Source organism: Octadecabacter algicola (genome assembly GCF_021532625.1).
In the GTDB taxonomy this organism is placed as follows: Bacteria; Pseudomonadota; Alphaproteobacteria; order Rhodobacterales; family Rhodobacteraceae; genus Octadecabacter; species Octadecabacter algicola.
In genome coordinates this window covers 478,024-504,014 of record NZ_JAKGAR010000002.1, presented here as the reverse complement: position 1 = coordinate 504,014, position 25,991 = coordinate 478,024, and the positions used below count along the sequence as shown (strand labels likewise).

General features: G+C 54.3%; 27 protein-coding genes and 1 tRNA gene. 19 read left to right on the top strand and 9 right to left on the bottom strand.

Annotated features, from left to right (window positions below):
- Positions 1-99: 99 nt before the first annotated feature.
- Genes iolD through iolG form a run of 6 tightly spaced genes read left to right on the top strand, consistent with a single transcriptional unit; the run spans position 100 to position 6,466 of the window.
- Entirely contained in the window at positions 100-1,971 is a 1,872-nt protein-coding gene (gene iolD, locus L0666_RS09295; RefSeq protein ID WP_235260987.1) for a 3D-(3,5/4)-trihydroxycyclohexane-1,2-dione acylhydrolase (decyclizing), read from the top strand.
- A 1-nt stretch (position 1,972) separates the two neighbouring features.
- Positions 1,973-2,809 carry a phytanoyl-CoA dioxygenase family protein gene (locus L0666_RS09290; RefSeq protein ID WP_235260979.1) on the top strand — a complete coding sequence of 279 codons (837 nt, stop codon included), beginning with the start codon at positions 1,973-1,975 and terminating at the stop codon, positions 2,807-2,809.
- A complete protein-coding gene (iolC, locus tag L0666_RS09285) occupies positions 2,806-3,786 on the top strand; it encodes a 5-dehydro-2-deoxygluconokinase (protein WP_235260972.1) in 981 nt (326 codons plus the stop codon). Before L0666_RS09290 ends, iolC begins: the two co-directional genes overlap by 4 nt.
- A 10-nt stretch (positions 3,787-3,796) precedes the next feature.
- A complete protein-coding gene (locus L0666_RS09280) occupies positions 3,797-4,639 on the top strand; it encodes a 5-deoxy-glucuronate isomerase (RefSeq protein WP_235260970.1) in 843 nt (280 codons plus the stop codon).
- Between the two features lie 9 nt (positions 4,640-4,648).
- On the top strand, positions 4,649-5,476 hold the full coding sequence (locus tag L0666_RS09275) for a class II fructose-bisphosphate aldolase (protein ID WP_235260968.1): 828 nt from the start codon (positions 4,649-4,651) through the stop codon (positions 5,474-5,476).
- Positions 5,477-5,479: 3 nt separating this feature from the next.
- The gene (gene iolG / locus L0666_RS09270; protein WP_235260965.1) at positions 5,480-6,466 is read left to right on the top strand and encodes an inositol 2-dehydrogenase; all 987 of its coding nucleotides are present in this window, start codon (positions 5,480-5,482) and stop codon (positions 6,464-6,466) included.
- A gap of 83 nt (positions 6,467-6,549) precedes the next feature.
- Here iolG and L0666_RS09265 read toward each other — a convergent pair whose 3' ends face one another.
- From L0666_RS09265 to L0666_RS09255, 3 genes are all read right to left on the bottom strand, one after another.
- Positions 6,550-7,065 carry a fasciclin domain-containing protein gene (locus tag L0666_RS09265; RefSeq protein WP_235260963.1) on the bottom strand — a complete coding sequence of 172 codons (516 nt, stop codon included), beginning with the start codon at positions 7,063-7,065 and terminating at the stop codon, positions 6,550-6,552.
- A 194-nt stretch (positions 7,066-7,259) separates the two neighbouring features.
- Entirely contained in the window at positions 7,260-7,895 is a 636-nt protein-coding gene (locus L0666_RS09260; RefSeq protein WP_235260961.1) for a ChrR family anti-sigma-E factor, read from the bottom strand.
- Between the two features lies 1 nt (position 7,896).
- Positions 7,897-8,529 (bottom strand): sigma-70 family RNA polymerase sigma factor, encoded by a 633-nt coding sequence (locus L0666_RS09255; protein ID WP_418887986.1) that lies wholly within the window; start codon positions 8,527-8,529, stop codon positions 7,897-7,899.
- 95 nt (positions 8,530-8,624) lie between these two features.
- On the opposite strand from L0666_RS09255, the gene L0666_RS09250 reads away from it, so the two are divergent.
- From L0666_RS09250 to L0666_RS09225, 6 genes are read left to right on the top strand one after another with little or no spacing between them, the layout of a single operon-like run.
- Positions 8,625-9,905 carry an NAD(P)/FAD-dependent oxidoreductase gene (locus tag L0666_RS09250; protein ID WP_235260952.1) on the top strand — a complete coding sequence of 427 codons (1,281 nt, stop codon included), beginning with the start codon at positions 8,625-8,627 and terminating at the stop codon, positions 9,903-9,905.
- Positions 9,902-10,657, top strand: a complete 756-nt coding sequence (locus L0666_RS09245) for a DUF1365 domain-containing protein (RefSeq protein WP_235260945.1) — start codon at positions 9,902-9,904, stop codon at positions 10,655-10,657. The genes L0666_RS09250 and L0666_RS09245 overlap by 4 nt, the downstream gene beginning before the upstream one ends.
- Positions 10,657-11,814, top strand: coding sequence for an SAM-dependent methyltransferase (locus tag L0666_RS09240; RefSeq protein ID WP_235260942.1), 1,158 nt, complete (start codon positions 10,657-10,659; stop codon positions 11,812-11,814). Before L0666_RS09245 ends, L0666_RS09240 begins: the two co-directional genes overlap by 1 nt.
- Positions 11,807-12,544, top strand: coding sequence for an SDR family NAD(P)-dependent oxidoreductase (locus L0666_RS09235; RefSeq protein ID WP_235260940.1), 738 nt, complete (start codon positions 11,807-11,809; stop codon positions 12,542-12,544). The genes L0666_RS09240 and L0666_RS09235 overlap by 8 nt, the downstream gene beginning before the upstream one ends.
- Positions 12,541-13,257, top strand: coding sequence for a tryptophan-rich sensory protein (locus L0666_RS09230; RefSeq protein WP_235260929.1), 717 nt, complete (start codon positions 12,541-12,543; stop codon positions 13,255-13,257). Before L0666_RS09235 ends, L0666_RS09230 begins: the two co-directional genes overlap by 4 nt.
- The gene (locus L0666_RS09225) at positions 13,254-13,652 is read left to right on the top strand and encodes a DUF2177 family protein (protein ID WP_235260912.1); all 399 of its coding nucleotides are present in this window, start codon (positions 13,254-13,256) and stop codon (positions 13,650-13,652) included. Before L0666_RS09230 ends, L0666_RS09225 begins: the two co-directional genes overlap by 4 nt.
- Before the next feature lie 346 nt (positions 13,653-13,998).
- Here the strand turns inward: L0666_RS09225 and L0666_RS09220 are convergent.
- The 3 genes from L0666_RS09220 to ychF form a co-directional block, all read right to left on the bottom strand.
- Positions 13,999-14,088: transfer RNA gene (locus L0666_RS09220), tRNA-Ser, on the bottom strand.
- Positions 14,089-14,186: 98 nt separating this feature from the next.
- Positions 14,187-15,014 carry a LysR family transcriptional regulator gene (locus tag L0666_RS09215; RefSeq protein WP_272492177.1) on the bottom strand — a complete coding sequence of 276 codons (828 nt, stop codon included), beginning with the start codon at positions 15,012-15,014 and terminating at the stop codon, positions 14,187-14,189.
- Between the two features lie 740 nt (positions 15,015-15,754).
- Positions 15,755-16,852 carry a redox-regulated ATPase YchF gene (gene ychF, locus L0666_RS09210; RefSeq protein ID WP_235260899.1) on the bottom strand — a complete coding sequence of 366 codons (1,098 nt, stop codon included), beginning with the start codon at positions 16,850-16,852 and terminating at the stop codon, positions 15,755-15,757.
- 176 nt (positions 16,853-17,028) lie between these two features.
- On the opposite strand from ychF, the gene trpA reads away from it, so the two are divergent.
- The 3 genes from trpA (at position 17,029) to L0666_RS09195 (ending at position 19,873) form a co-directional block, all read left to right on the top strand.
- Entirely contained in the window at positions 17,029-17,820 is a 792-nt protein-coding gene (trpA, locus tag L0666_RS09205) for a tryptophan synthase subunit alpha (protein WP_235260889.1), read from the top strand.
- Positions 17,821-17,900: 80 nt separating this feature from the next.
- Positions 17,901-19,064: an alpha-hydroxy acid oxidase gene (locus L0666_RS09200; protein ID WP_235260880.1), complete on the top strand. Its 1,164-nt coding sequence runs from the start codon at positions 17,901-17,903 to the stop codon at positions 19,062-19,064.
- Positions 19,065-19,216: 152 nt separating this feature from the next.
- A complete protein-coding gene (locus L0666_RS09195) occupies positions 19,217-19,873 on the top strand; it encodes a 50S ribosomal protein L25/general stress protein Ctc (RefSeq protein WP_235260872.1) in 657 nt (218 codons plus the stop codon).
- A 78-nt stretch (positions 19,874-19,951) separates the two neighbouring features.
- Here L0666_RS09195 and L0666_RS09190 read toward each other — a convergent pair whose 3' ends face one another.
- Positions 19,952-21,175, bottom strand: a complete 1,224-nt coding sequence (locus L0666_RS09190) for an EAL domain-containing protein (RefSeq protein WP_235260870.1) — start codon at positions 21,173-21,175, stop codon at positions 19,952-19,954.
- Between the two features lie 145 nt (positions 21,176-21,320).
- Between L0666_RS09190 and pth the strand changes: the two genes are divergently transcribed.
- From pth to L0666_RS09170, 4 genes are read left to right on the top strand one after another with little or no spacing between them, the layout of a single operon-like run.
- A complete protein-coding gene (gene pth / locus L0666_RS09185) occupies positions 21,321-22,046 on the top strand; it encodes an aminoacyl-tRNA hydrolase (RefSeq protein WP_235260868.1) in 726 nt (241 codons plus the stop codon).
- Positions 22,046-23,062: a DUF2332 domain-containing protein gene (locus L0666_RS09180; protein ID WP_235260859.1), complete on the top strand. Its 1,017-nt coding sequence runs from the start codon at positions 22,046-22,048 to the stop codon at positions 23,060-23,062. The genes pth and L0666_RS09180 overlap by 1 nt, the downstream gene beginning before the upstream one ends.
- 55 nt (positions 23,063-23,117) lie before the next feature.
- The gene (locus tag L0666_RS09175; RefSeq protein ID WP_235260856.1) at positions 23,118-24,299 is read left to right on the top strand and encodes a serine hydrolase domain-containing protein; all 1,182 of its coding nucleotides are present in this window, start codon (positions 23,118-23,120) and stop codon (positions 24,297-24,299) included.
- On the top strand, positions 24,299-24,670 hold the full coding sequence (locus L0666_RS09170) for a DUF2237 family protein (RefSeq protein ID WP_235260854.1): 372 nt from the start codon (positions 24,299-24,301) through the stop codon (positions 24,668-24,670). Before L0666_RS09175 ends, L0666_RS09170 begins: the two co-directional genes overlap by 1 nt.
- Before the next feature lie 67 nt (positions 24,671-24,737).
- Here the strand turns inward: L0666_RS09170 and L0666_RS09165 are convergent, their stop codons facing one another.
- Both L0666_RS09165 and L0666_RS09160 read right to left on the bottom strand, forming a co-directional pair.
- Positions 24,738-25,265, bottom strand: a complete 528-nt coding sequence (locus tag L0666_RS09165) for a ricin-type beta-trefoil lectin domain protein (protein ID WP_235260852.1) — start codon at positions 25,263-25,265, stop codon at positions 24,738-24,740.
- Between the two features lie 33 nt (positions 25,266-25,298).
- Positions 25,299-25,940, bottom strand: coding sequence for a PEBP family protein (locus tag L0666_RS09160; protein ID WP_235260850.1), 642 nt, complete (start codon positions 25,938-25,940; stop codon positions 25,299-25,301).
- Positions 25,941-25,991 lie beyond the last annotated feature (51 nt).

Below are 25,991 nucleotides of genomic sequence, written 5' to 3'. Positions count from 1 at the left end.
ATCCCGTTGCAACCGGTTGCAAAACGGCTATCTTTGATTGGGGGCGCAGGTCAATAGCGATTTGCTGTGCGTCATGCTCAATTTCGTGGAGGCGCCGCTGTGGCAAACGTAAACCAAACAATCACGCTGACAACTGCGCAAGCAATCGTGCGGTATCTTGCAGCACAATACATTGAAATAGACGGCGTAGAAACGCGCCTGTGTGGCGGTGGATTTGGCATATTCGGCCATGGCAATGTCACCTGCCTCGGCGAAGCCTTGCACGACCATCAAGATGAATTGCCCCTTTATCGTGGCCAGAACGAACAAGGCATGGGCTTTGCGGCAGCGGCCTACGCCAAGGCGCATCTGCGCCGCCGCTTTATGTTTTGCACCGCAAGTGCCGGCCCCGGCACGGCGAATCTTTTGACTAGCGCCGCACTGGCCCATGCGAACCGTCTGCCGTTGTTGCTTCTGTGTGGCGATGCCTTTTTGACTCGCCTGCCCGATCCTGTGCTGCAACAACTCGAACATTATGGAAATCCAACCTTTGGTGTTAACGACGCCTTTAAGGCCGTCAGCCGTTATTGGGATCGGATCACCCACCCCGCGCAGATCATCCAATCCTTGCCCGCAGCGCTGAATACCATGCTTGATCCCGCAGATTGCGGCCCCGCATTCCTTGGTTTGCCGCAAGACGTTCAGGGTTGGACATATGATTACCCCGCCTCCTTCTTTGATAAACGCGTCCATCGAATCCGACGTCAGGCTGCGGATATCGCAGAAATTGCCGAGGCCGCCGCGCTTTTGAAGACCGCAAAACGCCCGATGATCATCGCGGGTGGTGGTGTGCAATACTCCGGCGCTGTGGAAGAACTGACAACTTTCGCCGAGACCCATTCTATCCCTATTGTCGAAACCATCGCTGGACGTGCGAACCTGAAAGCGACGCACGCCCTCAACATCGGACCACTTGGGGTGACGGGGTCGGACAGTGCAAATGCGATTGCTGAAAAGGCTGATGTAATTCTCGCCGTTGGAACGCGATTGCAAGATTTCACGACAGGGTCGTGGACTGCATTTGCCCAAGACGCACAGATCATCGGATTGAACGCGGCGCGCCATGATGCGGCAAAACACATGTCGGCAACTGTCGTTGGTGATGCCAAACTGGCGCTTGGAGCTTTGCAAGACGCACTCATTGGATATGTGTCCCCCGAGGACTGGGTCGCAACCGCCAAAGCTGAACGGGTCAAGTGGGACGACTATGTCGAAGGCAACACGCGCCTCGGGAATGGTCCTGCGTCTTATGCGCAGGCGATTGGTGTGGTTAACGCCGCGTGCGATCCACGTGATCGCATCGTCGCCGCTGCTGGCGGGCTACCTGCCGAAGTTACCGCAAACTGGCGCACGTTGGATATCGGAACGGTCGATGTTGAATTCGGCTTTTCTTGTATGGGTTATGAAATTGCTGGCGGCTGGGGCGCACGGATCGCGCAGTCCGAAAAAGAGCCGGATCAGGATACCATCGTATTCACGGGTGACGGGTCATATCTGTTGATGAATTCGGATATCTACTCCTCAGTATTAACCGAGAAAAAGATGATCATCATGGTGTTGGACAACGGCGGCTTTGCGGTCATCAACAAACTGCAAAACAACACCGGCAACGAAAGCTTCAACAACCTGATCGCGGATACGCCAACAGCCACCCATCAGGTCGGCGTTGATTTCGAAGCTCACGCGCAGTCCATGGGCGCTTTGGCGGAAACCGTTGCCGACCCATCTGGCCTTGCCGAGGCCTTTGCCCGCGCAAAGGCGGCTGACCAAACCTACGTCATCGTAATGAAAGTCGATCCTTACGAGGGATGGACGACCGAAGGACACACATGGTGGGAAGTCGGCACCCCACATGTTTCAGAAAACCCAAAAGTCACTGCAGCCCACAAAGACTGGGAAAGCAGCCGCCCCAAACAGCGGAAAGGACTGTAGGATGAAGCGTTACACCGCCAAAACCGCTGACCCGGATGAGATTGTCGCAGAATTGTTGCACGGCAAAGGGGCTGTCCTGATCTCGGGTTTATTCACCGATGAGCAAGTCGCGGAAGCGCGGCGAATTGTGATGGAATACTCCGCCGAGGCCGATAAGGTCACTCACTTTCAAGGTAAGGCGGCGGAAGAGGGAAGGATCAACCTGCAACGCCGGGTGTGGAACCTATTGGACAAGGGCGCGGTCTTTTCGGATATGGCGACCCCTCCGGCGATCATGGCGATCCTGCGCAAGTTCTTAGGAACGGAATTCATCATGGGGTCCATTGCCGCAAACCGCATCCTGCCTGACGGTCCGGGGCAAGAGCCACACGTCGATTATCCCTATTGGGACTTCTACAAATCCGAAAGCCACCCTGTTGGTCTGAACAGCAGCTTTCCGATGAATGCTCAAGTCTCTGTCTTGCTTGACCCGTTCACGAAAGAGAGTGGCGCCACGGCCTACGTTCCGGGCAGCCAAAAAGAACTGCGCTATCCCAAAGAGTCGGATAATTTCTACGACAATTGTGAGCAGATGTTGGGCGAGCCGGGTGATGTGGCGCTGTTTTACGGCGTGGCTTGGCATTGCGCGATGCCCAACAACGCGGACCACGACCGGTCCGCAGTCCTGATCAACTACCTGCCAAAGTGGGTGAAACCGCTAGAGGATATGCCCGCAGCGCTGTCGCAAGAGTTTTTGGATGCCGCAAGTCCAGATCTGAAACAACTGCTGGGCTTCAACTATCCCTACCCGGAGATTTTGGATCAGGCCAAAGGTGGCAACACGGAGGGGCGCAAGTGAGCAAACTATTGGCGGGCATAGCCCAGAACAATTTCGTCATCGTCGGCCGCGCCGGAATGGACTTTTTTACGCCCGCGGGCACCGCAACCGAGGACGCCGAAGTCTTCCACGCGGGCCTTGGCGGATCGTCGGCCAATACGGCGGCGGGAATCTGCAAACTGGGCGGAAAGGCAGCCATCGTAACGCGGGTATCTGACGACAGCATCGGACGTTACTGCGTAAATCAACTAAAGCGCTACGGCGTTGGCACTGACTACGTAACCCCTGTCGGCGGCGAGTTTCGGAACTCTCTCGCCGTCTACGAAAGCCGTCTTGAGGGGCACCAGTCTGTTATCTACCGCAACGGCGCCGCCGATTTTGAGATGAACCAATCTGACGTCGAAGCTGTCGATTACGCCCGTTTCGGTGCCCTGATTACGGCAGGGACTGTTCTTGCCGCAGAACCATCCCGCAGCGCGACCTTCCGCGCATTTGATCTGGCCAAAGAGGCTGGGCTGCCGATTATTTTCGATGTCGATTATCGCCCTTATTCATGGCCCTCTGCTGAAGTAGCCGCAGATGTCCTCAGCCGCGCGGCCGATCAATGCGACATGATCGTCGGCAATGACGAAGAATTCGGTTTTATGGCCGGGTCCATCGACAAGGGCTTGGACAAGGCCCGTGAACTCTCGCAAAGCACTGCCGCGATTGTTGTCTACAAGATGGGGCCTGAAGGCGCGATTACCTTTGCCGAGGGCCAAGAAATTCATACCGGTATCTACCCAGTCGATGCACTCAAACCGACGGGTGCTGGTGATAGCTTTATGGCCGGCCTTTTAACTTCTCTCGCGGATGGTCACGACCTCAAGACATCTATTTTGCGCGGCTCTGCCTGCGCATCTGTCACCGTCTCTCGGCCCGGCTGTGCTCCCGCGATGGCTGACACCGAAACGCTTGAAAATTTTCTGGCCACCCACTCCGGCCCAACTCAACGCTAAAGGAACGATCATGCATATTGCTCCCTTCGACAACCACAACAAACCTATCGTTGATATCGACGACAGCACCGTTCCGCTGAACTATTTTAACATAGTGAAGTTGAAAAAAGGGCAGGCCTTTGAATATGAAGTGCCCGGATATGAGACCTGCATCGTGCCTGCCACCGGCAGCATCGACATCGACGTCGAAGGCTTCAAGGCCGGTGATATCGGCGGACGTGGCGAAGACGTTTGGGACGGTGAACCAGAAGGTGTTTACGTCCCCACCGCCGCAAAAGCGGAAATCGTCTGCACCTCGGACGAAGCCGAGGTTTTTGTGGCCGGAGCGCGCTACGACAAGGTGTTAGATGCCTTTGCCGTGCGTTCAGATGAACTGGACATGGTCCAATACGGATCCGACGACACTAAGACCCACCGCAAGATCAAACATATCCTTGGTACCAAGTATCACGACAAGGTTGGTCGCCTACTGGTATCCGAGCTGTTCACCGTCGGCGAAGGTGGATGGTCAGGCTTCCCAAGCCACAAGCACGACACAGATCGCCTACCGCAAGAAACGCGCCACGATGAAACCTACAACTTCCGTTTCAAACCCAACCACGGGTCAGGCGTGCAGATGTTGCAGCGCGAAGACGGCAAGGCGGGTGACGCCTATCACATCGTGGATGGCTCAACGATCTGCCTCGACAGCGGCTATCACCCTTGCGCGGTTCTGCCTGGCTATCAGATGTATTACTTCACGATCCTTGGAGGACTGTCACAGCGCAGCCTCGTGCAGTTCTTCCAACCGAGCCATGCTTATCAGGTCGAAACGATCCCCGGCATCAAAGACATGATCGCAAAGTTCAAATAGGAGCGCACTATGGCGTTGGTAACACTTGCGGATGTCTTGCAGCCCGCGCTCAAGAACGGAACGGCGGTTGCTGGTCTCGTGACACTCGGTTGGGAAGACATGCGCGCCTTTGTACATGCAGCAGAGGCTGAAAACTGCCCTGTCATTCTACAGGCTGGCCCCGGATGCAGAGCACACACGCCCCTGCCCGTTCTTGGAAAGATGTTCCGCCATCTGGCCGAGAACGCGTCTGTGCCTGTCGTGGCTCATCTGGATCACGGCTATACTTATGATGAATGCGCCGAAGCGTTGGACAGCGGGTTCACGTCCTTAATGTTTGACGGATCACGCAAGCCATTCGCCGAAAATGTAGAGGAAACCAAACGCATCGCTGACATGGCCCATGCGGCAGGCATTTCCTGCGAAGGTGAAATCGGTTTCGTGGGCTACGCGTTAGGCGAAGCATCCGCCGGAACCGACCCCGCGGAGGCCGCGGAATTCGCGCGTCTGACAGGGGTCGATGCAATGGCAATCTCGGTTGGAAACGTACACCTTCAAGAAGACAAAGAAGGCGGGTTGGACGAAGAGCGCATCGCCGCAATCCAAGCCCTAACGGACGTGCCATTGGTGATCCACGGTGGATCAGGCGTGCCAGTTGAACAACGCGCGCGATTGGCCCGCGAAACCAACATCTGCAAGTTCAACATCGGCACCGAACTGCGCATGGCCTTCGGCGCTGCCCTTCGAGACGCAATTGCCTCAGATCCTAAACGGTTCGATCGTGTATCGATCTTGAAAGACACAGAAACACCTATGATCGCCGCCACTCGTCGCGTTCTTGCTCCTCTAAAAGGATAAAACATGCTCAACATCGGACTTTTGGGATGTGGCCGTATCGGCCAAGTCCACGGCGCCACACTTGCAGGAATGCACACTGCGCGGGCTGCCGCAGTATCAGATTTCCTGCCAGAAGCGGCGAACGCGTTGGCCGGACAATTGGGCGCAAAGGTCATGACCAGTGACGGGATGCTGGAAGACCCCAGCATTGATGCTGTCGTCATTGGCACCCCAACGACCACGCATTATGACCTCATTCACAAAGCCGCCGCGAACGGCAAAGCGATCTTTTGCGAAAAGCCTGTCGATCTGTCCGTGGACCGCATTCGCGAGTGCCTAGCCGCCGTAAAAGCCGCAGACGTGCCATTCATGGTGGCCTTCAACCGCCGCTTCGACCCGAGCTTTGCCCATTTGCAAAAACAGATTGCCGATCAAGTTATCGGTGATGTGGAAATCGTCACGATCCTGTCGCGCGACCCTGCCCCGCCCCCGATCGGCTACGTCAAAACATCTGGCGGAATTTTCCGCGATATGATGATCCATGACCTTGATATGGCACGGTTCTTGCTGGGCGAAGAACCTGTTGAACTTACGGCAGAAGCGTCTTGCCTTGTGGACCCTGCAATCGGCGACGCTGGTGACTTTGATACAGCGGTTGTCACGTTGAAGACCGCGAGCGGTAAGCTTTGCCAGATCAGCAATTCCCGCCGTGCGACCTATGGCTACGATCAACGCATTGAAGTGCACGGGTCAAAAGGAATGTTGCGCGCAGACAATATGCTCGAAAACACCGTTCAGCTGGCCACGGGCGCAGGGCACCAAACTGCTGCCACACAGCCCTTCTTTCTAGAACGCTACGCGGCTGCGTACCGCGCCGAGATGGAACATTTCGTTTCTAGTATTGTATCGAATGTTCCAATGACGCCAACCGGCGACGATGGTTTGAAAGCACAAATTCTCGCCGATGCAGCCGATGCAGCTGCGCGAGACGGCGGGCGCCGATCATTCTAGCTTGGAAAGTTCTGAGGCACGTTAACCGAGCCCCGTGAGTGATGAATGGGCGCCCTGCCTATTCAGCAGGGCGCCATATCTAACTAGTGGCACGCAGGGCGTGTGCCCGGCAGAAGGACCTTGTCGATGACGTGAATAACGCCATTGTCAGCCATAATGTCTGCGATGATGACATTTGCCATTTCGCCTGTTCCATCAGCAATCGTTACGCCGCCACTTCCGGCAGTAATGCAAAGACGTTCGCTGTCCAGAATTGGGCGGAAGTAATTTGACCCAGCAGGGATCATGCTGGCGGACAATTTCCGATCATCAACATGGTAAAGCAGCACATTGGTGAGCTGATCCTTATTTTCAGGAAGCAAAAGAGTATCAACCGTTCCCTCTGGTAGCGCCGCAAACGCATCGTTGACCGGCGCATATACAGTGAACGGACCCGGTCCCGACAATGTGTCGACGAGGCCAGCGGCAGAGACTGCGGCTACAAGCGTTGAAAAGCGTTCGTCGCCAGCGGCGATTTCAACGATGGATTCGGCGTTCACTGCCGCGGCAGTTAGGCTGAGTGTGAGGGCTGCAGCAGTGGCTTTCAGGTTCATTTTCATCTTCGTTCTCCGTGTTGCCGGACGATCATGTCCGTTTTGATTTACGTTTCGTACAAAGGTTACGGAGGACGATCGGGCTTGGTTCACATGGTCACAGAAACGTGAGGACAACCAATTCAACCTGTTGAAATAAATAAAAAAACCACCGGGAAACCGATGGTTTTTTGCCCTAGTTGAATGTCATGTTTTGTGCGTCAGATACGAAAGAATGGCTGAAGCAATCGCGGGATAAACGAATTGAATCGTAATGGCGCGTCCGTGGCCGCAAGGCAGATACAAGGTGCGCCCGGATCGGCAACTGGCGTATGTTCAAGCGTGTGATCCGCAACCTCAAGGTCACCAACACCGAACCGACCGGTTTCATCGCTGAAGCTACCTTGAAGGACCAAAGTCAGTTCCAAACCGTTGTGGCTGTGATCCGGAACGGCGCGGCCAGGCGGTATATAAAGAAGACGAACAGAACCATCGCGCCCGTCCGACAAAATACTCTGACGGACTCCCATCCCGAGGGATTTCCAACGCGGAGGCTTACCTTTTAGCGCTTCCATCACAGGGCCCGGGAAAACCCCTGAACGCTGATACGCTGGTTTTGCTGCAACTGGTGCGTCCAAAAGATCAAGCACATTGGATTTCAAGTCGGCCGACACGGCTTCGGTATTGCTCATCTCCAATACCGCACCACCCGATACGAGATGGGCTTCGTAAGTAGCGCGACAGTCTAGACACAAAGAGATATGTGCTGCCACGGCCAACGCAAATGGCTGCGGTAAGCTTCCTCCAGCATAGGCCGCCAGCAAGGCGTCTGATGGGTGGTGAGTGATGGTCGTCATCTTAACGCAGTTCCTTTAACTCGTGACGTAGCTTTTCAAGACCCAGACGGATGCGGGACTTGATTGTGCCAAGCGGCAGACCCGTTTGGGTACTGATCTCCTGATGGGTAAGCTCGCCCATATAAGCTTTTTCAATTATTTCACGCTGCTCTGGCTTCAAACGCCCTAGAGCATCTTTTAACTGCCCAGCCTCTTGCTCAACGGCCAATATCTGGCTGGCGTCAGGTTCAGCGCTCGGGTCTTCGCCTAACTCTTCTGGCAGCGGCTTATTTTCTTTACGGATTACATCGATTTGGCGGTTTCGCGTGATTTGATAAACCCAAGCGGACACTTGCGCGCGCTCGGGATCGAATTGCTCTGCCTTGCGCCAAACGGTCAACATGACGTCTTGAACAATCTCTTCGGCTTGTCCGGATCCGGTGCCGGACCGCATGATAAATCCCTTCAGCCGAGGTGCAAAATGATCGAACAATAGTGCAAATGCGGCGCGGTCCCGATCATTGCGGACGGCAATCATTGATGCCGTCAGTGCAGATATCTGTGGGGGCGATTGCTTCACCTGAGATCGGTCCTTTCGCGGCTCCAACAAAGGGCGCCGATCAGCTTGTTCGATATCTATGCATTCTGTCAACATACACCAATTACGGGGGCGATCAGTTTTTGGATCATTTTTTTGATCCGAAATGCTTGAACGCGCGTAAACTATTCAAACAACCAACCGGAGTTTCAATGTCATTAGATGCAGTTCCGATCCGCCCACAACGGATTGCTATTATCGGCGGCGGTATATCTGGGCTTTCAGCGGCCCATCTTCTGTCCCCCCATCACGCAGTGACACTGTTTGAGGCCGCTCCAAGGCTGGGTGGCCACGCGCGTACCGTTATGGCTGGCCTAAATGGAGATCAGCCGGTTGATACGGGTTTCATTGTATTTAATTACGCGAACTACCCGCACCTGACACGGATGTTTCAAGAATTAGACGTGCCTGTTGTCAAAAGTGACATGAGCTTCGGCGCCACGATTAACGGTGGCGAAATCGAATACGGGTTACGCGACGTGGGCGCGCTTACGGCTCAAAAACGCAATCTGCTGCGACCCGGGTTTGTCCGCATGGTCCGAGATATCCTGCGGTTTAATGACAAAGCGGAAGCGCTCGCGACGGACGATACCGCCACAATCGGCGACCTGATGAATGATCTACGATTGGGGGATTGGTTCCAACGCTACTATTTGATGCCACTTTGTGGTGCGATCTGGTCGACGCCGCCGGATGAAATCCGTGGCTTCCCGGCCCGCGCTTTGGTGCAATTCTTTCGCAACCATGCTTTGTTAAGTTCATCGGGTCAGCATCAATGGTGGACCGTGGACGGTGGTAGCATCGAATACGTGCGTCGGCTGGAACACAGCCTTCGCGGGCGTGGTGTTGCGATCAGAACCGGAACCGCCGTGCAAAGCGTCAGTCGTGATGGTCAAAAAAGCACCGTTCACAGCAGCGCGGGCCCGCTTGAACCGTTCGATCAAGTGATATTCGCCTGCCATTCGGATCAAGCCCTACGCCTTTTAGAACAACCAACACCTCAGGAACGTGCTGCCCTGTCCGCGATCCGGTTTCAGGACAATCAGATGATCCTGCACAGAGACGAAAATCAAATGCCCAAGCGCCGTTCCGTCTGGTCAAGCTGGGTTTACAAGGCGGATACAACCCAACCGGAACCCGCAATAGGGGTGACGTATTGGATGAACCGCCTTCAGAATATCCCGTCAGATGACCCGCTGTTTGTGTCTTTGAACCCATCCGAGGCCGTGCCCGATGAATTGATTTACGATCAAAAGACATTTCGACATCCGGTATTTGACGCACCGGCGTTGGTCGCTCAGCGACAGTTGACCGAAATGCAAGGTCACAACAACACGTGGTATGCTGGCGCCTACACACGGCACGGATTTCATGAAGACGGGTTTGCAAGCGCGGCCCGCATCGCCCGCATGATGGATCGGCAGCTCGCATGACGAAAAAGCCAGAACTTATAGCTGGTGTGACGACCCATGGGCGCCGTGGGGCGATCAAGCATGGCTTTCGTTATGGTGTGGACTTTGTTCTGATTGACCCCGAAACAGCGGCCAATGGGCCAAGCCTGTTTTCACGCAATCGTTTCAATCTCGCCTCGGTTCATGATCGCGACCACGGCGGACCTCTCAAGGCCGGACGAGGCGTCAAATGGGCCCGTGAGGTTTTGACGGCGCATGGTCTTTCCGAGGCGGATCATCAACTACAGCTGCTCACTCAGCCTCGTTTGTTCGGAAATTGTTTCAATCCAGTCAGCTTTTGGTTGGCAAAACGCGGCGGAGATCTGGTTGCAGTCATCGCCGAGGTTTCAACGCCGTTTGGCGACCGTCACTCCTACCTGTGTCACTTACCAAATTTTGCCCCCATCACGTCTGACAGTCGCATAACCACGCCAAAATCGTTGCATGTGTCGCCGTTCCAAGAGGTGAAGGGCAATTATGAATTCAGTTTTGATATTCAACCCGATCGCATCGCCATCCGCATCTTATACCGCAATGGCGATGAGGGCGTAGTTGCCACTCTCGCTGGGTCCCGCGCGCCCCTCACAAACACGAATTTAATCAAAACCGTCCTGCGCCGCCCAATTGGTGCGTTTCGAACAATCGCGCTGATCCACTGGCAAGCCGTTCGTTTAAAATTGAAGGGTGCTCGATATCGCACCCGCCCGACACCCCCCAAGACCGAGGTCACTTAATGCTCTTCCTGACAAAACGCGTGAAACACGATTTCTTGGAAACCTGCGCGCAGATTAATTCCGGAAGCCTGCAATTGAGAACGCCAGAGGGCGAAGTGGTCAACTTTGGCCATGGGAGCCCAGCTGCCGATATGCAGATCCACGACTGGTCGGTGGTCACTGCGATCGCTTCGCGTGGCGACATCGGACTGGGAGAGGCCTATGTCGCTGGTTTGTGGGACACATCTTCAATCGAAAACCTGACCGCCGTTGCCTTACAAAACCTCGAACAGTTTCGTGGCTATGCCTATGCAGGTTTCTGGAGCAGCCTGAAATTTCGCGTCGTGAACCGATTGATGCGCGCCAACTCTCTCAAGGGGGCCGCGCGCAACATTCGAGCGCATTATGACGTTGGCAACGAATTCTACCAGCTCTGGCTGGATAAAAGCATGACCTACTCGTCTGCTATGTTTACGGATGGGGACGATGACCTAGAACGAGCGCAAAATCGCAAATATGATCGTGTTCTGAACCAAATTGGACCCGCAGAACGCGTCCTCGAGATCGGCTGCGGTTGGGGTGGATTTGCTGAACGTGCGGCGGACAATGGGCGTCACGTCACCGGGCTGACGATTTCCCCCAGCCAAAAGGGGTATGCCGATGCCCGGCTAGACGGGCGCGCTGAAATACGTCTGCAAGACTATCGCCAATGCTCCGGCCAGTACGACAGCATTGTTTCCATTGAAATGATCGAAGCGGTCGGCCAGACATATTGGCCAACCTATTTCGCCACCCTCAAAGCCCGACTTTCGGAGGGCGGGCGTGCCGTCATCCAAGCGATCACGGTACCCGATGACTATTTCGAAACGTATCGGCGCAGTGCCGACTACATCCGGCAATATACCTTCCCTGGAGGCATGTTACTGTCAGACGCAGTGATCGCCGAACAAGCGAAACGCGCGGGGCTCACAGTACAGGGAAGCCATGCATTCGGCCAAGACTACGCGCGCACCTGCGCTCAATGGAGTGATAGATTGGCTCAGCAGTCGGCCAAGGTGAATAAATTGGGGTATGGCCCCGAATTCTTGCGCAATTGGCAGTTCTACCTCGGAATTTGTGCAGGGTCTTTCGCAGTCGGACAAACCGACGTTGTTCAAGTGGAGTTGGCCCATGCCTGAGCCTGAGACTATCTGGATTATTGGCGCCAGCGAGGGCATCGGTGCCGCCTTGGCACGGGATTGGGCGCAACGAGGTGCGCGCGTGATTTTGTCTGCACGCTCGCAGGATCGGTTGGACGTTCTCGCGGCAGAGCTCGGGTCTGTGCACATACCGCTTGCTCTTGATGTGTCTGATCGTAGCAGCATCAATGAAGCGGCCGTCAGGATCTCCAAGATCGGCGCCTTGGATCGTATTGTGCATCTGGCGGCCATTTATGATCCGGGCAAGATCGCCGATCTTGATCCCGAAAAAGCAATGCAAATCGTCACAACGAATCTGACCGGTAGTTTTCACGTTGCGCAAGTCGGCCCAACACTGCTGAAGGACGGCGGCCAGCTCGCGCTGTGCGGATCGGTGGCGGGTTATATTGGCTTGCCTCAAGGCCAAATCTATTCGGCAACCAAAGCTGGTGTGATCAATCTTGCTGAATCTCTGCGCGCAGAGCTTTCAGGGCGCGTCGACGTCCGCCTGATCAACCCCGGCTTTGTCGACACACGCCTAACACAGCGTAACGACTTCCGTATGCCTGCGATGGTGACACCCCAACGCGCTGCCACCGCGATCATAGACGGGCTTTGTTCAAGACGTTTTGAGGTGCATTTCCCACGCCGCCTGACCTGGGGTTTGAAGTTGCTAAGCGCACTTCCGTACTGGGCGGCGATGCCGCTAACCAAGAGGTTAACACAATGATGAGATACCTCCCTCACGTTGTTCTGATTGCAACGATAACATTCGTTCTGTCGCCACTGGCATCCACTGGGTTCAATGGCTTTACGCCTGATCAGTTTCCTGTCGCACAAGTTGATCCGCCTGTGCAGCCAGCAGGATACGCCTTCTCGATTTGGGGTGTCATTTACCTATGGCTTGTCATCGGGGCGGCATATGGGCTCTGGCGTAAGGCGGATGATAACGACTGGCAGGCAATGCGCTTGCCGCTCGCCTTTAGCTTGATCATCGGAACGTTCTGGATCGCGGCGGCGAACGCCGCACCAATTTTGGCCACGATCATGATCGTTTTGATGGCAGCTTCGGCAATACTCGCTTTGTTTCGTGCTGGTCATCAACAGACTTGGCTACAGGTCCGCCCAGTCGCGCTTTATGCCGGTTGGTTAACAGCAGCCAGCGGTGTGGGCATTGGCGTCGTCCTCGGGGGCTACGCAATAGTGTCGGCCCAAACCGCGGCGATCCTTTGTCTGTCAGGCGTTTTGGTTGTCGCGCTATTCGTGCAATCAGTAAGACCCCGAGAATGGGGCTACCCCGTTGCCGTCATTTGGGCGCTAACTGGCGTGATTGTCCAAAACGCACCCAGCGCGAACTGGTTGGTAATTGCATTGGCCGCCATTGGCATTGCCGCATTGACGTTCCGCGCCTTCTTCTCATTCATGAAAGGTCAAAGATCATGAACATTCTGGTACTCTATCTCTCAACTGCTGTGATCTTTTTTGCCGCCGACGCTGTCGGCCTGCGCCTGCTCATAAAGCCAGTATTTGACCGCCATGTCGCGCACCTGTTCGCCGATCCGTTTCGCGTTGGACCCGCCGCTGTGTTTTATCTGGGATATATTGCTGGGGTGCTGTGGTTCGTTTCGGCCCCGGCCCTCCGAGAGAATGATCCGACCGCAGCTTTCTTTGGCGGCATAGCGCTGGGACTTCTGGCCTATGGAACCTATGAATTCACGAACTACGCGACACTTCGTGATTGGTCGCCCCAGCAGGTTGCTATCGACACGATTTGGGGCGGTATATTGACTGGGTTTGCCGCTTGGGCAGGTGTGATGGTCACGCGCTCGATAGGCTAGTGCTACTCGTAACATTCTGGAAATAGTACTTGTGCATATCGGCTAAGAACTCTGGCGTGAGCTCATATCCTGAAGCATCACCGATCACGGAGTCGACGCCACAGAAGGGACAGAGAGCTGTAGCTCCTTCAGGATGCCATTGATCGTCACACCAATCTTCTATCTTCTCAGATGCAAATACAGTCAGGCAGTAGAAGCACCCGCACATCTTGCTCGCGAGGACTTGATCCCTGTGCTTGATCGATTTGCCGTGTGCTGCTTTCAAAATGTCAGCCATTCAACCCTCAAAAATACCCCTATTAGGGGTTGTATAGATACCAATAAAATTGAGTGAAAGTGGTGTGGGTGGCGGAGACGAAGGGATTCGAACCCTCGAGACCCTTCCGGGCCTACTCCCTTAGCAGGGGAGCGCCTTCGACCACTCGGCCACGTCTCCGTTGACCCGTTTAGTGGGCACAGCGAGGCACCGCAACACTAAAACTTCATAGGTCTTTTGAATTTTCACTTGGGCTTGCTCGACATCATCGGCGCCACTTAATCAACAACGGTCTCAAACAGATGGTCCAGCCACTCTTTTACTTTGATCAACGTCTTATCCATTCTTCTGCTTTCATGGATCACGCTCCAAACTTCGCGTTCGACGATTTGTGACGGGTCCGCAACGAAAGTCTCTCCTGCTCCCATGATGACATCTGGGCCAATCGTTCCCAGACCTAACGAAAATGCAGTGCGTTTCGCCGCGGCATAAGAAGAAGTGCGGATAATCGGGTCACGCCCAAAAAAGGCACGACCCATTTCCATGTCCGGCGTCCAATCTAAGTCTTCGCTCATCCCGACCCAGTCCGTCGCGTCGCAACCTTTGGGTTTCCATACCCGCATAGGCATGCTGCAAATCCGTTTTGCAACTAATTGCCCTTCACATGGGCGACCAAAACGCAAAGCTAGATCTGCTTCATTGAATGCCAGACTCAGTCGTCGGTCCGAGCTCAACAATGAGACTTCGATATTTGGTACCTCATTCAAAAGAAGTGGCAGGTTAGGAGCGAGGTAATACGTCAGAACAAAATCTAAAGACGTGATTGCCAAACGCGTTACCTGTTCTTCCTGATCCGGCGTATCGAGATCCGAAAACTTAAAGCTCAGGTCGGAAGCCATTTCGACGAGCTTCAAACCTTTTGGTGTAATTGTCCAAGCTTCGCCCTTGGTTTGTTTTGCAAGCATCTCTTTGCAATCCTCGGACAGGGATCGCACATGCCGTGAGACGGTTGACGTCGATGTATCAAGTAGCTCAGCGGCACGTTTCATGGTTCCGCCTTCGTGTAAGGCAAGAAGATACCGCAAATTGTTCCAGTCTTTGATCATCAATCCCACTGCGTCCCCACGTCATAAGGTTACTTCTCTTGACCAGTTCGTACCGTAACCAAAAGCCTAGAATCTGCGCGAGTAAGAGTAGTGCGCGACTCAAAAGGCTATGCGACCTACCCGTAAGGGTAGCTAAAACGCTACCCGTTAGCATATCTAGAACGCCGCCCCAAAAGCCCGCTATCAAGTTCTCGCAGACCTCAGGTAAAGCGTCAGTCCTTAAGGCTGAGCGTACCATCCGATCGAGATTTCTGTGGGAAATACGGCGCGCAAATTTGCAACCACGTGATCGCAACCATCGAGGTTGCCTTACGTAGGGTAAAAGTTACGATTTACGTTGAGACGCCAAAAAGGGAGAGAACATTATGAATGATACGGAGCACAGATCACAGGGCCGCAAGTACGCCCGATCAAATCCCACTCTACTAGGTTCCCTTATTTTGGCTAATTTCGTGTCGTCGACCCACTTGCATTCTTCAGAGGGCATTTGGGCAACCACAGCGATCTACGCTTTGTGCTTACTTACCCCTATGGCGATACGGCTTTTAGTAATCAGCAGCGATAAGAACGTACCCGACATCAGACCTCGAAGCTCGATACAGCGATTGCCGCGCGCTAGCTACGGTGGCCGCTAAATCCATTCTGGCCCAAGACACCACTCACATTACTCAGCTTGGCCCAGCTTCGTGATCGAAAGATCGCGAACTCGGCGGCGGCACCCCCAATGCCGTCGCCATTTTTTAGTTATTGAACAAGAAGTGCAGTACGTCACCGTCTTTGACGGTGTATCCCTTGCCTTCGGCACGCATTTTGCCAGCTTCTTTTGCCGCTTGTTCGCCACCTAAAGAGACAAAATCGTCATACGCAATCGTTTCGGCGCGAATGAAGCCTTTCTCAAAATCACCGTGGATCACGCCCGCGGCTTTTGGGGCGCTGGTGCCTTCTTTGATCGTCCATGCTCGTGCTTCTTTCGGCCCGACGGTAAAATAGGTCTCGAGGTGCAGCAGCGCGTAACCTGCCTTGATCAGACGATCCAGGCCAGCCTCAGCCAAACCCATTTCCTCAAGAAACATCTGTGCTTCGTCGTCTTCCAGCTGGCTAATTTCTTCTTCAATTTGAGCCGAGATAATAACGTGCGAGTTGCCCTGCGACGCGGCCATTTCAGCCACGGCGGCGGAGTGGGCATTGCCTTCGGACGCTTCAGATTCACCTACGTTGCATACATATAGGACAGGTTTCGTCGTCAGCAGTTGCAGCATTTTCCATGCCTTAACATCGTCTTCGTCAATTTCCAGAACGCGGGCTGGTTTGCCGTCTTCCAAAGCGGCTTTCGCGGCCTCAAGCAGACGCACCTGTTGGACCGCGTCTTTGTCGCCGCCCTTCACCTTACGCACAAGGTTCTGCAACCGTTTCTCGATGCTTTCAAGATCAGCGAGCATCAGCTCGGTTTCGATGGTTTCTGCATCCGCGACCGGGTCAACGCGACCGTCAACGTGTGTGACGTCCCCATCTTCAAAACAACGCAGAACATGGGCAATAGCATCAGTCTCGCGAATGTTGGCGAGGAACTGGTTGCCGAGGCCCTCGCCTTTGCTCGCACCTTTAACGAGGCCTGCAATATCAACAAAAGTCATGCGCGTCGGAATGATGGATTTGGACGATGCGATCTCTGCTAATTTATCAAGGCGGGCGTCAGGAACGGCGACTTCGCCTACGTTGGGTTCAATTGTACAAAACGGGAAATTCGCGGCCTGCGCCGCAGCAGTGCGCGTCAACGCATTGAAAAGCGTTGATTTTCCGACATTTGGCATGCCGACGATACCCATTTTAAAACCCATCAGATCGCTCCTTAAACCCGTGTTTCTTGGGCTTCTAGGCCGTGACCCGACCTATCGCAAGCAACCATCTGTCTCCACGCCTTGTTTGGGCGCAGTTGAACGTCGCCCATTGATTTCCCCCGTCCTTTCGCGCAAACCCGCTTAAGGAAAAACGACACCACGATCAGGGGACGACCATGAGCAGAATTGACGCCAAATTTGCCGAACTCAGCGCAGCCGGCAAGAAAGCCTTTGTTGCTTATGTGATGGCAGGCGACCCTAACTACGAAACCTCGCTTGAGATCGTTAAGGGCCTGCCAGCAGCGGGCGTTGATGTCATCGAATTGGGCCTCCCCTTCACGGACCCGATGGCGGATGGTGCGACAATTCAATTGGCCGGACAACGCGCGCTTGATGGCGGCATGACGTTGGACCAAACGCTGTCTATCGCAGCCGAGTTGCGCAAGACCGACAACACCACACCGATTGTGATGATGGGCTACTACAACCCGATTTACTCCCGTGGCGTTGATCTGTTCCTAGAACAAGCAAAAGAAGCTGGCATCGACGGGTTGATCATCGTCGATTTGCCGCCTGAGGAAGACGAAGAACTTTGTATTCCCGCGCAAGCCGCCGGTCTGAATTTCATCCGCCTTGCCACCCCGACGACGGATGCAAAACGCCTTCCCAAAGTTCTGCAAAACACATCAGGCTTCCTTTACTATGTGTCCGTCACAGGCACGACTGGCGCGGCAGCAGCCCAAGCCTCTGATGTTGCGCCCGAAGTTGCGCGGATAAAGGCATCGACCGACCTGCCCGTCATCGTTGGGTTTGGGGTGCGCACCCCCGAGACCGCCAAAGACATCGCTGGCGTCGCGGATGGCACTGTTGTTGGATCGGCGATTGTCGAGAAGATCGCCGCAGGCGAACCTGTGGCCGATGTTTTGGCATTTGTTAAGACCTTGTCTGACGGTGCGCACTCCGCATAACAGCGATGCGACTTAACATTTGCGCTGAAAAGGCGATATTGGTAAAAGAACCTAACCAATATCAACCGAAAGCCCGCGCAATGCCTGTCATTACAAATATCAACGATCTAAAACGCCTGCACAAACGCCGCACGCCGAAGATGTTTTATGACTATTGCGAAAGCGGGTCTTGGACGGAACAAACGTTCCGCGAAAACACTTCTGACTTTGACAAAATCCGCCTCCGTCAGCGCATCGCCGTCGATATGACCAACCGCACAACCGCAAGTCAGTTGATCGGCCAAGACGTTACAATGCCTGTTGCGCTTGCTCCGGTTGGGCTCACGGGCATGCAACGCGCAGATGGTGAGATCAAAGCGGCACGTGCGGCGGAAAAGTTCGGCGTGCCTTATACGCTATCGACCATGTCAATCTGTTCAATCGAAGATGTGGCCGAACATACAACCGCACCGTTCTGGTTTCAGCTCTATGTTATGCGCGACGAAGAATATGTGGATGCCATCATCGAACGCGCAAAACGCGCGGGATGTTCCGCGATGGTCCTAACGCTGGACCTGCAGATCCTCGGACAGCGCCACAAAGACCTAAAGAACGGGCTGACGGCCCCGCCGAAATTGACGCCGCCGGTGCTCCTTGATCTTGCAACGAAATGGCGTTGGGGCATCGAAATGTTGCAAACCAAACGCCGATCCTTTGGCAACATTGTTGGCCATGCAAAAGGAGTCGAAAACATGAACTCCCTGCAGACATGGACGGCAGAACAATTCGATCCACGTCTGGATTGGGAGAAAATTCGCATTCTGAAAAAGAAATGGGGCGGCAAGTTGATCCTGAAGGGCATTCTAGACGCGGAAGACGCTAAGATGGCTGCCGAAGTTGGTTGCGATGCGATCATCGTTTCAAACCACGGGGGGCGCCAGCTGGATGGGGCATTATCCTCTATTCGAATGCTGCCAAGCATCATGCGCGCCGTGGGCGACAAGGTCGAAGTTCATCTCGATAGTGGCATCCGGTCGGGCCAGGATGTGTTGAAGGCGCTAGCCCTTGGTGCAAAAGGTGTGATGATAGGGCGGGCCTATATCCACGGGCTTGGCGCCATGGGCGAAGCAGGCGTGACTTCGGCGCTTGAAGTCATCCACAAAGAGCTCGATATCACGATGGCCTTATGCGGCAAACGCGACATCAAAGACCTTGATGAAAATGTTCTTTTGGTTCCGGAGGATTTCGAAGGGCGGTGGGCTTAACCCGACCTCGCAGGATGACAAAGAATCCCCCTTTTCAAAAGGGCAATCCTGCCCTATACGCGCGACTTCACTAGGGACCAGCATGGTTCCTGACATGGAAAAGTGGGTCGCTAACAGAGTTGAGCGACGCGCGAATTGAAAGGAAGACCAAGATGGCTGGCCAAGTTCCAGATTTTGAAGCAACACTTCGCACTGACACAGGTAAAGGCGCTGCGCGCCAAGCACGCCGCGACGGCCTCGTCCCGGGCGTTGTTTACGGTGGTGGTGAAGACCCAATCGCAATCAACGTGCCCTTCAACGTTCTCTTGAAGAAGCTGAAAGCAGGCCGTTTCTTGTCCACACTGTTCAACCTGAAAGTTGAAGGCCAAGACGACGTTCGTGTGATCTGCCGTAACGTGCAGCGCCACGTTGTTAAAGATTTGCCAACACACCTCGACTTCATGCGCCTGAAGCGCACAACGAAAATCAACCTGTTCATCGGTGTTGAATTCATCAACGAAGACGAATGTCCTGCGTTGAAAGCTGGCGGCGTTCTGATCCCAGTTCGCAACGAAGTTGAATTGGTTGTGACAGCTGGCGACATCCCAGAAAGCCTGACTGTTGACCTCACAGGTCTCGAAATTGGTGACACGATCACTATTTCTTCGATCAAGCTGCCTGAAGGCGCGAAACCAACAATCGATCGTGATTTCGTTATTGCGAACCTTCAAGCCCCAGCGAGCCTTACATCTGCTGAGGACGACGAGGACGAAGGCGAAGACGTTGCAGCGGACGAAGTTCCAGCAACAACTGAAGCTTCCGACGAGTAAGATTGCTGCCAAACGGCAAATAGACATTGAAAGGGCGTGCCATTGGCGCGCCCTTTTTCGTTATCTGCAAGCGTAAGTTTAGCCAGCCTGTTCCAAATCTAACAAATTCGCGGCGAGCTTTGGCCTCCCAAGGTGATACCCCTGCCCCATGTCGACCCCGAGCAACTTCAACGTTCGCATCTCTGCTTCGGTCTCAATCCCTTCGGCGACAACCCGTGCATTCGTGTCTTTGGCAAATTGCACCATCGCGGATGCCAATGAACGCCGCGCTAGGTCTTTGTCGACGTCCTGTGTCAATGAGATATCCAGTTTGATAACCTCGGGCCGCAGCCGAACGATCTGTTGCAAGCCAGAATACCCTGCTCCCGCGTCATCCACGGCGATCCGCACGTCCTGTTCGCGTAACTGATCTATTGCCATAAGCAGCTGATCTAGGTTCGCGATCTCAGCGTGTTCTGTTATTTCGATCAACACCCGAGCACCGTCTACATGTTCCAGAAGTTTAGCAATTTCCCCAGTGGCCAACGTATTGGGGGATGAGTTCACCGCGAGGTAGCTTTCAGGTGGCAGGTGAGGCAAGAAAGCGAGGGCCGCCTCGATGACCAGTAACTCCAGAGTCACCTGAAGCCCTGCTTCGGCGGCATCATCAAACCATAAGTTCGGCGCGCGGTACGGTTCAGGAGAGAACCGGCAAAGCGCCTCGTAGCCAGCAGTTCCATCTCCCTGCAACCGCATAATAGGTTGTAAGGCGATTTCGAACGCATGCCCCTCCAAAACGGCCTCAATAGCATTTCGCTTCAATACAGCGGCCTCTTCCTGAGCCAACCGCGCGATGATTTGGTCAGCCGAAAGCGATGCAAAAGCCCGCATAACCTTAAGATCGCGGGCATTTAACGATTTTTTGGGTCTGCTATCAACGCAACTAAACATCCCGTAGATCGCCCCCTCGGAATCGTAAATCGGAATACCGACATGGGACTGAATATTGACCTTCTTCAGAACACCAAGGTCTTGGATGAAGGGATAATCTTTTACGTTTGTAATCAGCTCTGGAAGGCGGCCTTCGATAATATGCTGAGACAAGGTCAAATTCATGGGTACGGATTGGCCGACCACAATTACCGTTTCAGTTTCCGGACCTACAACGACCTCAAACACGAGGTCATCGCCAACGATCCGCGCCAGAAAAGCGATCTCCATATCCAGATGGCTGCGCGCAAATGTCAGCGCGTTCATGATTACATCCCCGTCGGGTTCAATAATGTTCGGTACGATGGCTTTCGTAGATAGGGGATTTGACATTTGGTTCCTCATTCACCCACGAGAGATGCAACAGTCGGCCTGAACAAACCGTTACCAAGTCATTTTCAGATCGTTACAATTTTTATCACTTCAACCCAGCGATCTAGGGGCTGGGCGACCAGAACCCGTGCCGATATAAGACGGTATGAAATTATTTGTTGGCCTCGGAAACCCCGGTTCGAAATACGCGCAGAACCGACACAACATCGGCTTTATGGCGCTGGATGAATTCGCGCGCGATCACGGCTTTGCCCCTTGGCGCAGCAAATTTCAGGGACAAGTTAGCGAAGGTCGTTTGGGAAGCGAGAAGGTCATCCTTCTTAAACCCGAGACTTTCATGAACATGTCTGGTCAATCCGTTGGCGAAGCGATGCGATTTTATAAGCTCGACAGCACGGATGTGACCGTTTTCCACGATGAGATAGACCTCGCCCCAGCAAAGGTCCGGCTAAAGTCCGGTGGCGGCCATGCTGGCCACAACGGGTTACGATCAATTCATCAACACATCGGGCCGCATTACGATCGCGTGCGTTTGGGCGTTGGCCACCCCGGCCATAAAGATCGCGTTCCGGGTTATGTGCTGAGCGATTTTGCCAAAGCGGATCAGAACTGGCTCGACGATGTTTTGCGCGGCATGTCTGACGGAGTCGCATATCTGGCGAACGATGAAGGGCCGAAATTCCTAAATGCTGTTGCCTTGCGCGTAAACCCTCCGAGACCGTCCACAGGAACCAAGAAGTCAAACCAACAAGAACCGGATGCCAAGCCAGATCAAAAAACGGCCGCGCCCAAGCCCAAGCAAGATCCGGCGCCCGAAGTCGAGACTGACACGCGCTCGGCCTTGCAAAAACTCGCTGACAAGTTCCGTTAATGGCAGAGCTGCGCACAGCATTTCTTCAGCAGGCCGACCACTGCATCGCACTAGGTTCACCCTTTATGGGCCAGCTGTGCCGCGTCTTGGCCAAGCAACTGCGACGCGGATCACCTCTGACAGATCGCCTATTTGACTGGCAAGGTGAACTCGGCCCGGGCGGCGATAGCGTGCCACTACGGTTATGTGGAGCACTCCATGCGCTGCGCCTCTCGGGTGATCGAGTGCTCGATGCCGTCTATCCGCCCGCTATAGTGTCGGATGACGATCTTTGGCTCGCGCTCGACCAGACCTTCCGCACCCATGGTACAGCGCTGAACGCCTTTATCGACAACCCACCACAAACAAACGAAGTCCGCCGCGCATCCGCGTTAATCGCCGCGGCCCAAAAGATCACCGAACACTTCCCCAACCCGATGAGGGTTTCTGAACTTGGCGCAAGCGCGGGGCTGAACCTCAACTGGGATCGCTTTGCGTTACACGTTGGCGACACGACCTATGGGCCGACAGATGCCGCCTTGACGCTAAGACCTGATTGGACGGGCAATCTGCCCCCAATGATGCATCCACGCGTCGTTGAACGACGTGGTGTTGATTTGAACCCAGTCGATCCAATCAAAGACAGCTTGCGCCTGCGGGCATACCTTTGGCCCGACCAGCCACACAGGCTCGAGCTTACGGATACAGCCCTAGCCTTGCCGCCAGCGCCTGTTGATCAAGGTGACGCCATTGACTGGCTCGCGCCCCGCCTGCCCCATATCAGCGGCCAAACCCATATGATCTATACCACCGTGGCATGGCAATATTTCCCCAAAGAAAAACAAGAACTAGGCCTCGCCTTAGTCCAAGACGCCGGAGCAACAGCGACGTCCGACAGCCCGTTGGCCTTTGTTCAAATGGAAAACGATGGAAGTAAAAACGGCGCAGCCCTAACGCTTCGGCTTTGGCCGGGTGATTTACACCTTTCGCTGGGCCGCGTCGATTTTCATGGGCGGTGGGTCGACTGGACCATCTGACTTGTCGCAGTCCGCGCCCCGTGTCAGGCTGCAGAAAGCAATCAAGGGAACCGATATGAAGACCACTTTGAAATGGATCGGAATTGGCCTGCTTTTGTGCCTGCTTCTCATTGCTGGATTTGCTGTCCTTCAACGCGAGAAAGTCGCGCGTTTGATGGCTGTTAATTCTCTCTTTTCCCAAGATCGCATCGTCGCCAATTTCACTGCCATGGACACAATGTTCGAACACATTGCCCTTACACGTGACGACACCATCGTGAACCAGCTCCCTTCAGGCGCGCCGATGACACTGCCCACGGGTTTTGATTTATGGAGTGAAGACCGTGCTGTGACCGGCGTCATTGTGGTGCAAAACGGCGTAATTCGTCATGAAAGCTATCCACTGACGACCGATGACGAAGACGACCCTGCCACGTCCCTTAGGATTAGCTGGTCAGTCGCCAAGTCGTTCTTGTCTGTCCTTATGGGTATCCTGCACGAAGACGGCACCATCCCAGACCTAGACGCGCCTGTTACCCAGTACGTGCCGTCGCTTGTTGGGTCGTCTTATGAAGATGCGACCATCAAAGACGTGCTACAGATGTCATCCGGCGTCACATTCGACGAAGACTACCTCGATTTTTGGAGCGACATTAACAAAATGGGCCGCGTCCTTGCGCTCGGCCAATCCATGGACGGGTTTGCCGAAGGGCTAGATGAAACCTTCGCGGCACCGGGCAGCCAGTGGCAGTATGTGTCGATCGATACCCACGTCATCGGAATGGTAATCCGTGGCGCCACCAACCGTTCAATTCCTGACTTGCTTAGCGAAAAGGTTATCGGCCCTCTCGGGCTTACAGTCACACCTTACTATCTGGCGGACGGACACGAGGTCGCCTTTGTGCTGGGTGGCCTGAACCTCACGACACATGATTACGCGCTGTTTGGGAACATGGTCGCCAACGGCGGCATCGCATTCGGCAATCGCATCGTATCCGAAGCATGGATCGAAGAAAGCACCGCTGCCAGCGCCCCAACCGCCGAAGGAGCAATCGGATATGGGTACCAATGGTGGGTGCCGGTAGGTGCGACCGAAGGCCAATTCATGGCTCGCGGCATTTACGGTCAATATATCTACATAGATCGCACACGCGGCGTTGTGATTGCCGTGAACGCTGCAGATCGCGCGTTTCGCGAAGACGGTGTAGCGGACAGCAACGTCGCAATGTTCCGAGCAATAGCAGAAAGCCTCGACTGATGGACAAAGACCCTTCTCTCAATGTGCTCGGTGAGGCATTGCAAACCTGTTCACTAGACCCAATGACCGGTTTCTTTCGCAATGGAGCCTGCGACACCTGCGATCAGGACAGCGGCAGTCATACGGTCTGCGCAGTAATGACCGACGAATTCCTCGCGTTTAGTAAATATGTCGGCAATGACCTGAGCACCCCACGCCCAGAGTTCGGGTTTGCGGGGCTTAAGGCTGGCGATGGATGGTGTTTGTGTGCAGCGCGGTTCTTGCAAGCGGCCGATGAAGGCTGCGCACCTCGCGTGAACCTTTCGGCGACTCATCAAAAAGCGCTAGAGATTGTTCCTCTGAATGTTCTGGAACAACACCAGACGTCCTAAAGCCTTACGGCAAATCATGCCCGCAATCGGTATTGGGGGCCGGCAGAACCAGCCCCCCAATCTAAATTTATTCCGCTGTGCGGTTGGCCCAAGTCTGGGTCGCGGCTGCGTCCTCAGAACATGTTTCCAGCGTCAGTGCCTTCATCTGGTTCTCGTCGCTGCGACCCGTGCGGGTCTCTTCTGCCAACGTCAGGCAAACGTCAGTGGCGGCTGCGGGTGCGATTGTGCCCTCGCCGTCAAACGCCCAGCTTTGTGCCTCAGACCCATCACACTCAACCAATTCGACTTCCGCGCCGGCTTCGGTGGACGACGCCTGCATGCAAACATCGAACTCCGGCATGTAAATCACGCCATCAGCGAATTGCTCAGAGTCAAACGCCTGATCGACGTAGATCTCACCGGATGGGCTATAGCAGGTGTGCGCCTGAAGGCCGTCATCAGGGTTCGCGTTAGCGCCCTGCGCCTTAGCGATATCTAGGCAATACCCGCTCTGGATATTGTCGAGCATGTCCGTGACGTAGATTTCAACATTTTCCGCATAGGCTGCGCCGGAAATTGCGATCGCAGCGGCTGCTCCAGTGGTGAACTTGTACATAGTGTTTGTCCCTATTTGGTATTCTAATTTGATTTATTCGACAGTTAAGCGGCAAAGAACAGTGTTGCTTTGCTCAAGATCTGGGCCCCAGATTAGCTCTGCGTCGGCGTCCCAGCTAATTTCATCATAGCCCATCTTTGGATCGACCTGTGCCTCGGAATAGACATCAGCTTGCGGCCAATCGGCAGCGTCAAATCCGGCAAGATCCCAACCGGCGGGTTCATCAGATGCTTCGAAATCGCAAACACCCTCACCAGCAACTGGATTGCTTTCGCTTTCGCAGGATTTGTCTAACGGCGCCGTGTGAATCACAAGGCACTGCCACCCATCATCGCTAACAACAACAGCTTCACCAGAAGCATCGGTCATTTGAAGGATGACTCCACCATCGCCCATTTGTTGGCGACCAGAACCGATATACTCAAGTCCCGTGTCGTTCTCTTTGAAGTCTTTGGCCACAAGGCCAATCACAAAGGGGCGTTCCGCCTCAAAAGTGAAGCTTTCGGCGTTAAAAGATCGCTCTGTGGTAATGGATACGCTGTCTTCGGCGACCAGTTCACCATCAATACGCATTTCAAACCAGTTGTCGGCCCAAACATCCACCGCATAGGTTTCTGCCTGCAGTGCAGCGGTTGAGGTCAGTAAAAGGGCGAAAGCTGGAACTATCTGGCGCATCGAAAATGTCCTTGTTTGATTGAATTACAGGTTTCTACGTTTCAGCCAGAG

Coding starts and splice junctions, on each gene's coding strand:
- pth (WP_235260868.1), top strand. CDS start 21,321: ATGAAATTATTTGTTGGCCTCGGAAACCCCGGTTCGAAATACGCGCAG.
- L0666_RS09175 (WP_235260856.1), top strand. CDS start 23,118: ATGAAGACCACTTTGAAATGGATCGGAATTGGCCTGCTTTTGTGCCTG.
- L0666_RS09225 (WP_235260912.1), top strand. CDS start 13,254: ATGAACATTCTGGTACTCTATCTCTCAACTGCTGTGATCTTTTTTGCC.
- L0666_RS09200 (WP_235260880.1), top strand. CDS start 17,901: ATGCCTGTCATTACAAATATCAACGATCTAAAACGCCTGCACAAACGC.
- L0666_RS09240 (WP_235260942.1), top strand. CDS start 10,657: ATGCTCTTCCTGACAAAACGCGTGAAACACGATTTCTTGGAAACCTGC.
- L0666_RS09215 (WP_272492177.1), bottom strand. CDS start 15,014: ATGATCAAAGACTGGAACAATTTGCGGTATCTTCTTGCCTTACACGAA.
- trpA (WP_235260889.1), top strand. CDS start 17,029: ATGAGCAGAATTGACGCCAAATTTGCCGAACTCAGCGCAGCCGGCAAG.
- L0666_RS09180 (WP_235260859.1), top strand. CDS start 22,046: ATGGCAGAGCTGCGCACAGCATTTCTTCAGCAGGCCGACCACTGCATC.
- ychF (WP_235260899.1), bottom strand. CDS start 16,852: ATGGGTTTTAAAATGGGTATCGTCGGCATGCCAAATGTCGGAAAATCA.
- L0666_RS09260 (WP_235260961.1), bottom strand. CDS start 7,895: ATGACGACCATCACTCACCACCCATCAGACGCCTTGCTGGCGGCCTAT.
- L0666_RS09265 (WP_235260963.1), bottom strand. CDS start 7,065: ATGAAAATGAACCTGAAAGCCACTGCTGCAGCCCTCACACTCAGCCTA.
- L0666_RS09195 (WP_235260872.1), top strand. CDS start 19,217: ATGGCTGGCCAAGTTCCAGATTTTGAAGCAACACTTCGCACTGACACA.
- L0666_RS09230 (WP_235260929.1), top strand. CDS start 12,541: ATGATGAGATACCTCCCTCACGTTGTTCTGATTGCAACGATAACATTC.
- L0666_RS09245 (WP_235260945.1), top strand. CDS start 9,902: ATGACGAAAAAGCCAGAACTTATAGCTGGTGTGACGACCCATGGGCGC.
- L0666_RS09190 (WP_235260870.1), bottom strand. CDS start 21,175: ATGTCAAATCCCCTATCTACGAAAGCCATCGTACCGAACATTATTGAA.
- L0666_RS09290 (WP_235260979.1), top strand. CDS start 1,973: ATGAAGCGTTACACCGCCAAAACCGCTGACCCGGATGAGATTGTCGCA.
- iolG (WP_235260965.1), top strand. CDS start 5,480: ATGCTCAACATCGGACTTTTGGGATGTGGCCGTATCGGCCAAGTCCAC.
- L0666_RS09160 (WP_235260850.1), bottom strand. CDS start 25,940: ATGCGCCAGATAGTTCCAGCTTTCGCCCTTTTACTGACCTCAACCGCT.
- L0666_RS09165 (WP_235260852.1), bottom strand. CDS start 25,265: ATGTACAAGTTCACCACTGGAGCAGCCGCTGCGATCGCAATTTCCGGC.
- L0666_RS09255 (WP_418887986.1), bottom strand. CDS start 8,529: ATGTTGACAGAATGCATAGATATCGAACAAGCTGATCGGCGCCCTTTG.
- L0666_RS09170 (WP_235260854.1), top strand. CDS start 24,299: ATGGACAAAGACCCTTCTCTCAATGTGCTCGGTGAGGCATTGCAAACC.
- L0666_RS09250 (WP_235260952.1), top strand. CDS start 8,625: ATGTCATTAGATGCAGTTCCGATCCGCCCACAACGGATTGCTATTATC.
- L0666_RS09280 (WP_235260970.1), top strand. CDS start 3,797: ATGCATATTGCTCCCTTCGACAACCACAACAAACCTATCGTTGATATC.
- L0666_RS09275 (WP_235260968.1), top strand. CDS start 4,649: ATGGCGTTGGTAACACTTGCGGATGTCTTGCAGCCCGCGCTCAAGAAC.
- L0666_RS09235 (WP_235260940.1), top strand. CDS start 11,807: ATGCCTGAGCCTGAGACTATCTGGATTATTGGCGCCAGCGAGGGCATC.